12 protein-coding genes, 2 tRNA genes and 1 pseudogene are annotated in these 12518 nt (G+C 65.9%); 2 read left to right on the top strand and 13 right to left on the bottom strand.

Annotated features, from left to right (window positions below; translation table 11 throughout):
* Positions 1-64: 64 nt before the first annotated feature.
* From HCU76_RS19370 to HCU76_RS19340, 7 genes are all read right to left on the bottom strand, one after another.
* Positions 65-1042, bottom strand: coding sequence for a tripartite tricarboxylate transporter substrate binding protein (locus tag HCU76_RS19370; protein WP_218510360.1), 978 nt, complete (start codon positions 1040-1042; stop codon positions 65-67).
* A gap of 61 nt (positions 1043-1103) precedes the next feature.
* Positions 1104-2498: an aldehyde dehydrogenase family protein gene (locus HCU76_RS19365; RefSeq protein WP_256354292.1), complete on the bottom strand. Its 1395-nt coding sequence runs from the start codon at positions 2496-2498 to the stop codon at positions 1104-1106.
* Between the two features lie 50 nt (positions 2499-2548).
* The gene (locus HCU76_RS19360; protein WP_218510358.1) at positions 2549-3334 is read right to left on the bottom strand and encodes an SDR family NAD(P)-dependent oxidoreductase; all 786 of its coding nucleotides are present in this window, start codon (positions 3332-3334) and stop codon (positions 2549-2551) included.
* Positions 3335-3342: 8 nt separating this feature from the next.
* Positions 3343-4566 (bottom strand): CaiB/BaiF CoA-transferase family protein, encoded by a 1224-nt coding sequence (locus HCU76_RS19355; protein WP_256354291.1) that lies wholly within the window; start codon positions 4564-4566, stop codon positions 3343-3345.
* Positions 4567-4571: 5 nt separating this feature from the next.
* Positions 4572-6224 carry a class I adenylate-forming enzyme family protein gene (locus HCU76_RS19350; RefSeq protein WP_256354290.1) on the bottom strand — a complete coding sequence of 551 codons (1653 nt, stop codon included), beginning with the start codon at positions 6222-6224 and terminating at the stop codon, positions 4572-4574.
* The gene (locus tag HCU76_RS19345) at positions 6221-7093 is read right to left on the bottom strand and encodes an enoyl-CoA hydratase-related protein (RefSeq protein WP_218510357.1); all 873 of its coding nucleotides are present in this window, start codon (positions 7091-7093) and stop codon (positions 6221-6223) included. Before HCU76_RS19345 ends, HCU76_RS19350 begins: the two co-directional genes overlap by 4 nt.
* A gap of 36 nt (positions 7094-7129) precedes the next feature.
* On the bottom strand, positions 7130-8116 hold the full coding sequence (locus HCU76_RS19340; RefSeq protein WP_218510356.1) for a tripartite tricarboxylate transporter substrate binding protein: 987 nt from the start codon (positions 8114-8116) through the stop codon (positions 7130-7132).
* Positions 8117-8345: 229 nt separating this feature from the next.
* Between HCU76_RS19340 and HCU76_RS19335 the strand changes: the two genes are divergently transcribed.
* A complete protein-coding gene (locus HCU76_RS19335) occupies positions 8346-9083 on the top strand; it encodes a FadR/GntR family transcriptional regulator (RefSeq protein WP_218510355.1) in 738 nt (245 codons plus the stop codon).
* A 17-nt stretch (positions 9084-9100) separates the two neighbouring features.
* Here HCU76_RS19335 and HCU76_RS19330 read toward each other — a convergent pair whose 3' ends face one another.
* The 4 genes from HCU76_RS19330 to HCU76_RS19315 form a co-directional block, all read right to left on the bottom strand.
* Positions 9101-9601: a DUF2514 family protein gene (locus HCU76_RS19330; RefSeq protein ID WP_218510354.1), complete on the bottom strand. Its 501-nt coding sequence runs from the start codon at positions 9599-9601 to the stop codon at positions 9101-9103.
* Positions 9601-10158 (bottom strand): glycoside hydrolase family 19 protein, encoded by a 558-nt coding sequence (locus tag HCU76_RS19325; RefSeq protein WP_218510353.1) that lies wholly within the window; start codon positions 10156-10158, stop codon positions 9601-9603. Before HCU76_RS19325 ends, HCU76_RS19330 begins: the two co-directional genes overlap by 1 nt.
* A 73-nt stretch (positions 10159-10231) precedes the next feature.
* Positions 10232-10399: a hypothetical protein gene (locus HCU76_RS19320; protein WP_218510352.1), complete on the bottom strand. Its 168-nt coding sequence runs from the start codon at positions 10397-10399 to the stop codon at positions 10232-10234.
* Positions 10396-10884 (bottom strand): hypothetical protein, encoded by a 489-nt coding sequence (locus tag HCU76_RS19315; RefSeq protein WP_218510351.1) that lies wholly within the window; start codon positions 10882-10884, stop codon positions 10396-10398. The genes HCU76_RS19320 and HCU76_RS19315 overlap by 4 nt, the downstream gene beginning before the upstream one ends.
* A 1072-nt stretch (positions 10885-11956) precedes the next feature.
* Between HCU76_RS19315 and HCU76_RS37235 the strand changes: the two are divergent.
* A pseudogene (locus HCU76_RS37235) lies at positions 11957-12013 on the top strand (hypothetical protein); the annotation flags it as partial.
* Positions 12014-12257: 244 nt separating this feature from the next.
* Here HCU76_RS37235 and HCU76_RS19305 read toward each other — a convergent pair.
* Positions 12258-12334: transfer RNA gene (locus HCU76_RS19305), tRNA-Arg, on the bottom strand.
* 95 nt (positions 12335-12429) lie between these two features.
* Positions 12430-12506 (bottom strand) — tRNA-Ile (locus tag HCU76_RS19300).
* Positions 12507-12518 lie beyond the last annotated feature (12 nt).

Here is a 12518-nt window from a genome sequence, read left to right as displayed (position 1 = left end):
TGACCCATTAATTGGACATCCGAACGGCCTCGGAGTCAAGCGATTCGATCGACTGCTCGCCCGGCTACCTGGCTGCCGCACCCACCATCGCCAGCAGGTCGCGCGCGCGCTTCTCCCCTTCCGCGATCTCGACGGCAAACTGCCGTGCGCCCGCGTTGGCAGCCTCTGCATCGGTCTGGGCAAATACGTTCTCGACCGTCGGAGACATCGTGGCAGTCTCGATCTCACGCTGCACGCGGTCCACGACATCCGGCGGCGTGCCCTTGGGCGCAAGGAAGCCGAACCACACATAGGCCTCGTAGCCGGGTTGCTCCAGGACCTGGGCAAATGTCGGAACGCCCGGCAGCTTCGCCACCGGCTTCGAGGAGCCGACCGCGAGCGCGCGCAGCTTGCCCTCTTGCAGCAAGGGCAACACCGCCGAAAGCGACGGCAGGTAGAGCTGGACCTGGCCACCGATCGTGTCTGTCGTGGCCGTGCCGGTGCTCTTGTAGGCCACGTGCGTGGCCGCAATGCCCAGGTCCTTGAAGAGCTTCTCTGCGTACAAGTGGCTGGGCGTGCCCACGCCGGAAGATGCGAAGTTCAACTGCCCGGGACTCGATTTCGCGAACCGCACCAGGTCGTCCACGGTCTTGATGCTGGAATTGCCAGCCACCACCAGCACATGCGGCGACCTGGCGACCTTGGCGACAGGCGTGAAGCCGTTGGTCGGATCGTAGGTCTGCCCCGCCTGCAGGTACGGCGTGGTCAGGAAGGGGTATTCGGCGGTAAAGAGCAGCGTGCGGCCGTTGGGTGCCGCGCGCGCGGCCGCCATGGTTCCGATCAGGCCGCCCGCCCCTTCCTTGTTGTCCACGATCACCGGCGCGTTCAACTGCTGGCCGAGCTGGGTCGCGTAGTTGCGCGCCATCACGTCCAGGCCGTTGCCGGTGCCGAAGGGCACGATGATCGTGACCGGGCCATCGGGCCATTTCTTCTGCGCCAGCGCGGGGGCCAGCATCGCAGCACCCATCACAAATCCGACGAGGGCCCGCTTGAAAAGTCTCATGTCTCCACCTCTTGTAAAGCTATGGCGAAAGGATCGCCGACGTGCAGAAAATCCCCCGGCCTCACGCCGGGCAGGACGCGTTGATGACCTTGAGTTGCGTGAAGTCCAGCAAGCCGTACAGGCCCAGTTCGACCCCAACGCCGGATTGCTTGGCGCCCGCCACGGGAACGTGCGGCGTGCGGTCGATGTGCTTGTTGATCCAGACCGTGCCGGTGTCCAGCCTCGATGCCACCGAATGGGCGAGATCCATGTCGGCCGACCAGACCGAAGCGGCGAGTCCATACGGGCCGCTGTTGGCTTGTCTCAACGCCTCATCGACGTCATCGAAAGGCATGACCGGCAGGATCGGACCGAACTGCTCCTCGACCACCAGCCGGCTTTGCGGCTCGCAGTCCTTCACGATGGTCGGGCGAAAGAAGTAGCCCGGGCGATCCACCGGGCCGCCGCCGGGCATCACCTCGCCATGCTGCCTCGCATCGTCGAGCAGGCCCTTGAGGCGCTCGAACTGCGCGGCGTTCTGCACCGGCCCGTAGTCGACGGCCTGCTCGGCACCATCCCCGACGACTGCGCGTTGCGCCAACGCGGCCAGCGCATCGCAGAACGCCTCGTACACCGACGCGTGAACGTAGACACGCTTGACCGCGCGGCACACCTGCCCGCAGGTGCCGAAGGCCGAAGCGAACACCAGCGTCGCCGTCTTCCGCACATCGACATCGCCCAGCACGATCGCCGGATCATTGCCGCCGAGTTCAAGCGTCACACGCTGCAAGCGGGCTGCACTCCCGGCCATGACCTTCTTGCCGGTTTCCGTCGAGCCAGTGAAGCTCACCTTGCGCACGTCCGGATGCGCCGTGAGCGCCGGCCCGATCTCGTCCGTTCCGGCGATGACGTTGACCACGCCGGCAGGCACCAGGCCGGCGGTCAGGCGCGCCACCGCCAAGGTGGTCAACGGCGTGGTGGGTGCGGGCTTCACCACGACCGTGTTGCCCGCGAGCAGCGCGGCCGGCAACTTGAAGGCCAGCAGCAGCAATGGAAAGTTCCATGGAACGATCGCCGCGATCACGCCGAGCGGAACGCGGTGGATCTCGACCCGGCGCATGTCGCTGTCTTCCAGCAGTTCCGGCGTCAGAGAGAGCGTGGTGAAGAAGCGGAAGTAGTCGACGGTGCCCTGCACCTCTACCAGCGCCTGCGCGCGCGGCTTGCCATGCTCGAGCGTGAGCACGTCGGCGAGTTCGTCCTTGTGCAATTCGATGGCGTCGGCGATGGCCGTCACCGCTGCGCGTCGCGCCTCGAAGGGCGTTCGACTCCATGCCGGAAAGGCACGCCGCGCCGCCGCGACGGCCTCGTCGACTTGCGCCAGCGAGGCCGCGGGCGAGTGCGCGAAAGGCACGCCTTTCGCCGGATTGATGACTGGCATGGTCGACGCGCCGGGCACGAGTTGCCCGTCGATCAACATCGAGAATTCCTGCATTCGATACCCCTTAATCTGGTCTGCTGGATCGGGCTTCAACGTGCGGTCAGGCCGCCATCGATCGGCAGTGCCGCCCCCGTGACGAAGGACGCGTCGTCCGATGCCAACCACAAGGCCGCATGCGCGACCTCCAGCGGCTGTCCCACGCGCCCCATCGGCACGGCGGACAGCACGCGCTGCTCGTTGTCTTCCTTGCTGAAGCGCGGATCGACCTTCATGAAATCGTTGTAGAGCATGGGCGTTGCCACCGGGCCCGGGCAGATCGTGTTGACGCGAATGCCTTCGGCGGCATAGCGCACCGCCAGCCCCTTGGTCAGGCCGATCACGCCGGCCTTCAATGCCGAGTAGAGCGGGCTCAGCGCAGAGCCCACCAGGCCCGACGTGGACGAGGTGAAGACGATCGAGCCGCTGCGCTGCTTGCGCATGGTCCGGATCACTTCGCCGGATACGAGCACGGCCGAGGTGAGGTTCAGTTCGGCGGACAGGCGGTAGCGCGCGAGGTCCAGGTCGTCGATGTCCGCCGGCGCGGGCATCCCGGCATGGTTCCAGAGGATGTCGACGCCTTCGAGCCATTGCTTGGCAGCGTCGATGACATCCACCGTCGCCTTCGAGTCGCTCAGGTCCGCCACGAAGCCGCGTGCATGCCCGCCGGAGGCCTCGATGGCCGCCACGACGCTGGCCAGCGCGGCTTCGTCGCGATCGATCGCCGCAATGCGCGCGCCGTGCTGTGCGAACAGTTCGCAGCCGGCCTTGCCCATGCCGGAGGCAGCGGCGGTGATGATGGTTCTCTTGCCTTCCAGGCGTCGAGGGTTGTGGCTCATGGGGTCTCTCAGAAAGTGGAAGTGACGGTGTCTCGGGGCGTGACTGGCGCGCGCTGACGGGCGCGCAGCTCTGCAAGGATCTCGTCGGTGTGCTCGCCCAGCAGCGGCGGCGGGCGCCGGATGTCCGGGCTGTGCGTGGAAAGCTTGATCGGGTTGCGCAGCAGCGGCAGGTCGCCCGCGGTGGGATGCCGAACCGTCTGCACGATGCCGTCGCGGACCACGGGGTCGCTGAACACTTCCTCGAAATCACGCACCGGTGCGAAGAGCACGCTGGCGTCGGTCAACACCTGCGTCCAGTGCGCGAGCGTGCTCTTCGCAAAGGCACTCGCGATCTCGGGTTCGAGCGCTGCGCGGTTTTCCAGGCGCGTCGCGTTCGTGAGAAAGCGCGGGTCCGCCAACAGGTCCACGCGGCCCAGTGAAGTCGCCAACGCGCGCCAGAACTTGTCGGTGTGCGCAACGATCATGATGTGGCGGCCATCGCTCGTGCCGTAGGTGTTCCACGGCGAGATCTGGTAGTGCGCGTTGCCCAGCCGTCCCGGCGTCTGGCCGGTCGAGAAATAGAAGCCCTCGCGCGGCACCATCGAGAAGACGGTCGCATCGAGCATGGAGACATCCACGCGCTGGCCCCTGCCGCTCGATGCGCGGGCGAAGAGCGCGCCCATGACGCCGATGGTGCCGAACAGCGGCGGCACGAAGTCGGAGATCAGGATGCCTGTCTTCAGCGGACCGCTGTCGGGCGTTCCGGTCAGTTGCATCACGCCCGACATGGCCTGGATCACCGGGTCCAGCGCGGGCCGGTCGCGGTACGGGCCGCTTTGGCCGAAGCCCGACATGCTGCAGAAGATGAGCCCTGGATTCAGTTCGGACAGCGTCTCGAAGCCGATGCCCAGCTTCTCCATGGTGCCAGGCCGGAAGTTCTCGACCACGATGTCCGAGGCCAGCGCGAGTGCCTTGAGCGTCTCGATGCCGGTCGCCGTCTTCAGGTCGAGCACAATGCTGCGCTTGTTGCGGTTCAGGCTCAGGAAGTAGTCGCTTTCCCCGCAGGCCCTGTTGACGCCGATCTGGCGGCTTGAGTCGCCATCCGGCGGTTCGACCTTGATCACTTCCGCGCCCAGGTCGCCCAGCAGCAGCGTGCACAGCGGCCCGGCCACCATCTGCGTCAGGTCCAGCACGCGGATTCCCTCGAGTACACCGCTCATGGCTTGTCCGGTCTTGTTGATGGGGTCGGTCATGGCAGTCAGGCCTCCGCAGGCCAGTTCTGGATGACTTCGCGCTTGACGACCTTGCCCGACGCGTTGGTCGGCAGCGGATCGCGAGTCAGCCACCAACGCGAGGGCACTTCGAAGCGCGCGAGCTGGGCGGTCGCATGGGCCCGCAACGCGTCCACCGTCGTCGCGGTGCCTTCGCGCAGCACCACCGCCGCGCACACTTCCTCGCCCAGGTCATGGTGCGGCAGCGGCACCACCGCCACCTCGAGCACGTCAGGATGAGTGCGCAGGCAGCGCTCGACATGCACGCTCGCCACGTTCTCTCCGCCGCGGATGATGTTGTCCTTCAGGCGGCCGACCACGTAGAGGAATCCTTCGTCGTCGATGCGGCCCAGGTCGCCTGAGCCGATCCAGCCATCGTCGTCGCAGATCGGGTGGGGGTCGCCCAGGTAGCCGCTCGTTGCCGTGGGCGTGCGTGCCGTGATCTCGCCTACGCCTTCCGCATTGGCATTGCGGATGCGCACTTCGACGGCAGGCAGCGGCTTGCCGACGCAACCCGGACGGCCTTCGAGGTCGCTGCCGGAGCCCGCGGCAATCACGCCACCGGCTTCGGTCAGCCCGTACATGCTGCCGACACGCTTGTCGGTCTTCGGGAAGGCCCGCTTCACCTCGGCCCGCAGTTCATGCGGAATGGCCGCGCCGCCCATCGGGATCGAGGACACGCTGCCGGTATCGAAACTGGCGAAGGACTCGTGGTGAATGACGCGCGACACCATCGTGGGCACGCTGCCCCAGGCGCGCACCTTCTCGCGCTCGATCAGTCCCAGCACCTCGAGCGCGTCGAACTTGCCCTTGGGAAACACCAGCTTGCCGCCCGACAGCAGCGTCATGAAACTGATCTGCACGCCGGCCAGGTGAAACAGCGGCATCGTCAGGAGGCTCACCGTTCCGGGATGCGTCGGCGGCAGTTCGCTCGGGAGACGGCCGGTCAGTGCCAACAGGCTATGGATGTTGGCGATCACCGAACGGTGCGACATCACCACGCCCTTGGCCTGGCCCGTGGTGCCGGAACTGAACAACACCATCGCGGCTGCGTCCTCATCGACCTCGTCGATGACGAGCGGCACGTCTTCGTCGCGTTCGACCAGGGCGCGCAGTTCAGAGAACTGGACGCGCGTGGGCGCCTCGGGCAACGGCCGATCCAGGGGCCTGTCGGTGAGCACCAGTGCCGGCTTCACCCACTCGATGGCGGCCGCAGCCTCCGCATCGCTCCACCAGGCGTTGCCCAGCACGGCCGTGACGCCGATGCACTGCAGGGCCCAGAAGGCAGCCAGCCACTCGATCTGGTTGTAGCCCAGCAGGACGACGCTGTCGCCCGTCCTGGCGCCGCGCTTGCGCAACAGATCCGCCACACGTGCGACCGCTCGTGCGTGCTGAGCACCGGTCAGGCGCCGATCGCCCTGGACCGCCAAGGGCCTGTCGGCCCAGCGTTGCGCATCCAGGAACAGCTCCGAAAGCGCGCGCGGCCGGACGGCATACACACGGCACGGATGGCCGTTCACCGATCCCTGCTCGATCCGGGTGCCCCAGCGCGGGGCGATTGCAGCGGCGCCATGCGATTCGCCCGCGACGAACCGGGTTGCCGTGTCCGACGGCGCGGCCAAGGTCTCCATCGCGCTCATGCCTGCCTCGCTTCCTGGACCGCTGCAAGACTGCGGCCAATGCCCTTGAAGCGGGGCGGACGGCGTTCCTGCAAGGCGGCGACACCTTCCTTGTAGTCATCGCCACGCATCAGCTCGCCAATGAGGCGCTTCGAATCCTCGACGCATTCCCCGACATCCGATTCCATCAGCTCGGCATAGAGCTGGCGCTTGGTCGTGAGCGCCGCTTGCGGCGAAACGGTGAGCGCAATGGAGCGTGCAATCGCCGCGATGCGTGCGTCGAATTCCTCGGGCTCGAACACATCGTTGAGCAGTCCCATCTGCTTGGCCTCCTCGGCAAGGAAGATGCGCCCGGTGATCAGCACGTCGGCCGCATGCGTCATGCCCATCAGGCGCGGCAGCAGCCAGGCCATGCCGTATTCGGCGGGCAGGCCAAGCCGGGCCGCCGCCGTCGTGAGCTTCGCGCCCGCCACCGCGTAGCGCAGGTCGCAGAAACCCACGATCGCGACCGCGATGCCCGCGCAAGCGCCGTTGATGGCGGCGATGACCGGCTTCTTCAGGCCCCAGTGCCAGACCAGTTCGTGGTCGTATTCCTTGCGCACGCCGTGGCCGGGCCTGGCGAAGCCCTCGCCCCTGACGCTGGCCACGTAGTCCTTCTCGCCTTCGGTGTAGTGGTCAAGCGCCTTGAAGTCGGCGCCGACGCAGAACTGCTTTCCGGCACCGGTGAGCACGATGACCTTGACTGCCGGATCGTCGTCGAGCGTGGCCATGATGTGCCGGTATTCGGCATTCATGCGGGAAGTCCAGGAGTTGCCGCGACCGGGCCGGTTGAAGCGAACGGTGGCCACGCCGTCCCGGTCGATGTTGTAGTCGGTGACTTTGAGTTCCATGGTGAGGTGTCCTTCGCACTCAGGCAAAAGTGGATGTCATTTCTCGGCGATGCCGAGCTTCTGGACCAATTGCCGGCTGCTGGTCACTTCGGCCCGGATCTGTGTGGCGAAATCCGCCGGCCCGACGAGCAAGGGCTCCGCGCCCATCTTGCTGACCAGCGCGACGATCTCCGGTGCTGTAGCCGCCTTGGCCACTTCCGACGCCAGCCGGTCGACGACCGCGCGTGGCGTGCCCTTGGGCGCCAGCAGCCCGTACCAGACGCGAATCTCCGGTCCGGGCTGCTTCAGCGCCTCGGCCAGCGTCGGGATGTCGGGCGCGCCCGCCGCACGCATGGGCGAACCGATGGCCAGTCCCTTGACCTTGCCGGCTTGCAGGTAGGCCTGCGCGGCTGGATAGGACGGCATGTAGAGCGGCACATGGCCGGCAATCGTGTCGGTCATCGCCTGCCCTGCGCTCTTGTAGTGGACAGGCTCGATGTTCAGGCCGAGCCGCTCTTTGATGACCTCGACACTGAGATGGCTCGGCGTACCGATGCCGGTGGTTGCGTAGTTGAGCTTGCCGGGGTTGGCCTTGCTGTAGCTCGCCAGTTCTGCGAGCGACTTGAACGGGGCATCGTTGTTGGCGATCAGCACCATCGACGTCGCAGCCACCTTGGAGACTGGCACGAAGTCGCTGTTGGGGTCGTAGGCCGAACTTCCCTGCACCGCCGGTCCCACCGCATAGGGCGGGCTGGCCGTGAAAAGCAGCGAGTAGCCGTCGGCAGTTGCCTTGGCCACGGCAACCGCGCCCAGGGTGCCGCCGGCGCCGTCGCGGTTCTCGACGATGAAGGCCGTCTTCGTCTGCTCACCGAGGCGCTGCGCAAGGCCGCGCGCCACGAGGTCGACGCCGCTGCCGGCCGCGAAGGGCACGACGAGGTGGACAGGTCGCGTCGGATAGTCGCCTTGGGCGGCGACCACACCCGCGAGCGCAAGCAGCGCGGCCGGGATGGAGAACCGGGCACAGGCCCGGACACATGACTTCATGACGCTTGTCTCCTGAACTCTTCAACTTCTTGCCAACAAGATTTGGTCCTACCATTTTTAATAACGCTATAGCCTTATTTATTGCGTCCAATGACATAATGGTAGGACCAATATTTCGATTCGTCAAGCCGCTACTTGAAGCGCTGCAGCCCAACCCGCCGGCGGGGCGTCCAACTGTCGACAGCTAAAGTCGCAAACGCATGCGGCAGTCATCAACGCGAGGTCAGAAATGAATGAACACAGCACCCTTTCAGCGTTCAAGCCGGTTCGTCGGCGAACGTTCGAGGACGTCACTTCGCAAATCCGCGAGCAGATCGCGAAGGGTGCGCTGCGCGAGGGCGATCGCTTGCCGGCCGAGCGCGTGCTGGCCGAGACCCTGGGAGTCAGTCGGAACACGGTGCGCGAAGCCCTGCGCTCGCTCGAGTACGCCGGGCTGCTGACACAGAAACCGGGCGCCTCAGGTGGCGCCTATATCGCCAGCGGCGGCGTCGAGGTCATCCGCTCGGCCTTCGATGACCTGATGAGCCTGGGCACCATCAGGGCCCCCGACCTCATCGAGGCCCGCATCGTGATCGGACGCGAAGTCGCGCGCCTCGCCTGCGAGCGCCACGACGCCGCCGACCTGGCCGCCCTGGTCGACAACGTGGACAAGACACACAAGGCAGCCGAGGCAGCCGACCTTCCGCTGCGCGTGCGCTACAGCCTGGAGTTCCACAAGCTCATGGCCCTGGCGGCCAAGAACCCGGTCCTGACGATCATGACCAACGTGCTGACGGACACCACGATGAAGTTCGTCAAGGCCATCGGCGAAATGCCCAACGACTTCGTGCTTGCGTCCCGGATACGGATGCTCGATCACCTGCGCAACCGCAACGCGGACATGGCGGCGGACGAGGCGGACGCCTATTTGCGGACTACCCTGCGCAGCTATTTGCGGGACGCGCAACTCCCTCCTGTTGGCAGATAGAGGGTGTCGACGCGACCCTAGGGCTTGACCGTCAGGGCGTCGTAGGACCGCTCGCAGGCGATGCCGACGACCAAGAGCCGGTCAGCGTATTCGCTGATTGCTCCCGCAGCGTCATCAGTCCGCACAAGCACGAGGGCGAGCAGATCGAGGGCGTCGGCACCAGGCTTGCCCTGCCCTCCGGTGGCAGGCTTGGGATCCTTGCCGGTTCGGACGGCGGCAGCAATGGCTGCGTGCAGTCGGTCAGCACCAGCGCGAGCAGCGCCAACATCGCTCTCCAGCGCTGCGATTCGATCGTGGGCATCCTTGGCCTCCTTGTCTATGGCGACCTGGCGCCGGGTTTCTTCGTTGCGCTGGGCGCCGTCGGCGAGGATCCGCTGCTCGGATTGCTGGGTCTTGTAGGCATCGAAGTCCGCCCGGACCGATGCTTTGCCGCCGCGGCAGGCGAACGCATGGGTGAATGCGAGGAATGCCGCCAGCGCAAGCGCAAGCCACGCGCGCGGATTGAGCAGGACGGCCATCACGCAACGCCAAGCGCGGCCTTCGCGGCCTTCCAGAACGCGAATCGCTCGGCATACCCGTTGCTGTCGCCGACGGCAGCGGTCTTCCGGCCCCGATTGATCAGATCGCAGACGCCATCGAAGTCGCCCGTGTCGGCCACCGCGCTCAGGTTGTGCGCCATCCAGAAGTAGCAGGCACTCCGGCACGCATCCACTGTGTTGCCAAAGCGCTCGGGGTCGGCCACATAGTCGACACCGAGCGGTTCCTTGAGGGCCGCGTAGCTGCAGCGACCCGTGGTCTGAATCAGGCCGCGACCGCGGTATCTGAAGCCGTCACCGGGCTGGGTGTTGCCGAGATCCTTGCGGCCTTCGTACCGGCGCTGTTGCTCGGTCGGGCCCCAGAGCTCGACTGTGTAGTGAAGGCCGCCGGACTCGTGTCCGATGTTCGCGAGGAACATGGTTTGCCGCGAAGGCTTGCCGATACCGAACTCGGCCATGGCAGCCGTCAGCGGTTCGGCGAAGCGCTGGGCGCGATCCAGGCGGGCGTTGGTGCAGCGCGCAAGAGTGGTTGCATCCATACGTCTACACCTTCGGTTCGTCGGTCGTGAGCGTGGCCTGCTTCACCGGCCGGCTGAGCACCACCAGGATCAGTCAGGCCAGGCGGATGCCAGACTTGTAGCCGCCGTCCAGCCAAGTGAGTGAGTCGGTGTTGTCCGCGATGAGTTGCAGAAGCTCGGGCAGCGCGATGCCGAGTGCTGCGAAGCGGATCGACCACGCGCGCCACAGCTTCTGCCAGCCTTCGATGAGTTCGATGTTCACGGCTTGATCCCTCCGGGGATGGTTGACTTCTTGACGGCCTCGGCCGCGCTCTTTGCGGTGTTGGCGGCGGTGGTCGCCGCCGAGGTCACAGCGGTGGTGGCGCTCTCAAGGCGCACGCCATAGGCCAGCTGTAGCCGTGCAATCTCGTCGAGCGAGTCTTGGCGCAGCCGCGGGACCTCGAAGTCGTTCAGGCGCGAGCTGTAGACGAAGCCCGTGCCGAAGCCGCCCAAGAAGATGCTGCCAATGACGAAGGCGTTTTCCGCCAGCCGGCGCCATGCGGGTGGCACGCGCAGGCGGGGCTGATGCTCGAGCGGGGCCGTGTCGGAATCAGTTTGACCACCGACGAGCGCGAGATCATCGCCGCCACCGATGCGCACCTCGGGGCCGCCTCGTGAAGCGCGGCCTGACCCAGCCGAGGCGATCGAGTACGTCGGCGTCAAGCGTCGCACCTTTGACGAGGACTGGCGGCCGCGCTTGGTGGCCATGCGGCAGGGCAGCTGCCTGATCGTCGACAAGCTCGACCTCGACCGACGGTTCGACGAGTTCAAGGCCGCAGCAGCAGCGCCAGCGGCCAACGCCGGCGCCGACCGGCCCCACAATGACCCTCGGAACGGGCGGCCCATTCAAGAAAGAGGAGAAAGCACATGGGCCAAAAGACACGGGGTATCTACCCCGAAGAGAACGGAACCTGGACGGTCGACAAGTAGTGGCGCGGATCTCGACTTCGACTCCGTGGCTGCAGCAGTTTTGAAGAGGCGGAACGCTGGCTGATCGCTCAGCTGGCGGCCAGGCACGAAGTCGTGGTGCACGGCGCGCGCCAGGTGCGGACATTCAAGGCGGCCGCGGCGCACTACGTGGCGATCAACCAGGACAAGACGTCAATCGAGACCGAGATCTACCTGCTCAAGAACCTCATGCCGCACATCGGAGCGCTCGAGCTGCACCAGGTGCACGACTCCACGCTGGCCCCGTACATCACGGACCGGCTGGCCAAGGGGCGATCGCACAAGACGATCAACCTTGCGCTGGGCGTTGCGCGCCAGATCCTGAATCTCGCGGCCACAAGCTGGCGGGATGAAGGCGGCCGCACTTGGCTGCAGCAGGCGCCGAAGATTACCCTTCTGCCGCTGGTCGGCCACCAGCGCGAGCCTCGCCCCATCACCTGGGGCGAACAGCGCGCGCTGCTGCCGAAGTTGCCTGACCACTTGGCGCGCATGGCGTTGTTCACGCTGAATACCGGCGTGCGCGACGACGTGGTCTGCAACCTACGGTGGGAGTGGGAGATCAAGGTGCCGGAGCTGGGCGTATCGGTGTTCGAGGTCCCGCGGCAGCACGTCAAGGGCAAGCGGCTGGCCAGGGTGGTGGTTTGCAACAGCGTGGCCCAGTCGGTGGTCGACGCTGTCCGTGGCCAGCACAAGGAGTTCGTATTCGTCTACCGCCGGGAGCGCGTCAAAAACGTCGACCAGGCGCCCACGATGGCCTACCGGCCGATCGAGACGATGAACAACACCGCTTGGGCAGCGCGCCCGCGGCGAGGCCGGGCCGGGCGACCTTCACGTGCACGACCTCCGCCATACCGTGGGCATGCGGCTGCGGGAGGCCGGAATCGTCGAGAGCGCGATTTCCGACCTGCTCTGGCACTCGACGGGCACGATGACGCGCCACTACACCGTGGCGCAGCTGGTCGAGCTCCATGGGGCGCTGGAGAAGATCAAGGCGGACAGCGGGCGCTGGAGCAAGAGCCTGGCGACGCTGCGGAGGGAGCAGGAAGAGGGGCGCCGGGCGGAGGTCACTCCCCAGAAGTCCCCCAAAAGAAAATGGCCTAGAAGGGGGAAACCTTCTAGGCCATTCGAGAGAGTGGTGCGGCTGGCAGGAATTGAACCCACGACCCCTTGGTTCGTAGCCAAGTACTCTATCCAACTGAGCTACAGCCGCACAGCTTGCGATTATAGCATGTACTTTTCATGACATTCCCAACAGGGCGAAATGATTTCGTAAATGCCTTCCTGCGCAGTCCCGCAAGACCGGACTGGTAGGCCGTGTTGGACTTGAACCAACGACCAAAGGATTATGAGTCCTCTGCTCTAACCAACTGAGCTAACGGCCCGCGCGGCCGGGA

This window comes from Variovorax sp. dw_308, from assembly GCF_019207085.1.
Lineage (GTDB): Bacteria > Pseudomonadota > Gammaproteobacteria > Burkholderiales > Burkholderiaceae_C > Variovorax.
The sequence above is the reverse complement of the archived record's forward strand: the minus strand, read 5'-3'. Positions and strand labels throughout refer to the sequence as shown.

Coding starts and splice junctions, on each gene's coding strand:
- HCU76_RS19340 (WP_218510356.1), bottom strand. CDS start 8,116: ATGAAGTCATGTGTCCGGGCCTGTGCCCGGTTCTCCATCCCGGCCGCG.
- HCU76_RS19370 (WP_218510360.1), bottom strand. CDS start 1,042: ATGAGACTTTTCAAGCGGGCCCTCGTCGGATTTGTGATGGGTGCTGCG.
- HCU76_RS19345 (WP_218510357.1), bottom strand. CDS start 7,093: ATGGAACTCAAAGTCACCGACTACAACATCGACCGGGACGGCGTGGCC.
- HCU76_RS19355 (WP_256354291.1), bottom strand. CDS start 4,566: ATGACCGACCCCATCAACAAGACCGGACAAGCCATGAGCGGTGTACTC.
- HCU76_RS19360 (WP_218510358.1), bottom strand. CDS start 3,334: ATGAGCCACAACCCTCGACGCCTGGAAGGCAAGAGAACCATCATCACC.
- HCU76_RS19335 (WP_218510355.1), top strand. CDS start 8,346: ATGAATGAACACAGCACCCTTTCAGCGTTCAAGCCGGTTCGTCGGCGA.
- HCU76_RS19365 (WP_256354292.1), bottom strand. CDS start 2,498: ATGTTGATCGACGGGCAACTCGTGCCCGGCGCGTCGACCATGCCAGTC.
- HCU76_RS19350 (WP_256354290.1), bottom strand. CDS start 6,224: ATGAGCGCGATGGAGACCTTGGCCGCGCCGTCGGACACGGCAACCCGG.
- HCU76_RS19315 (WP_218510351.1), bottom strand. CDS start 10,884: ATGGCCACCAAGCGCGGCCGCCAGTCCTCGTCAAAGGTGCGACGCTTG.
- HCU76_RS19325 (WP_218510353.1), bottom strand. CDS start 10,158: ATGGATGCAACCACTCTTGCGCGCTGCACCAACGCCCGCCTGGATCGC.
- HCU76_RS19330 (WP_218510354.1), bottom strand. CDS start 9,601: ATGGCCGTCCTGCTCAATCCGCGCGCGTGGCTTGCGCTTGCGCTGGCG.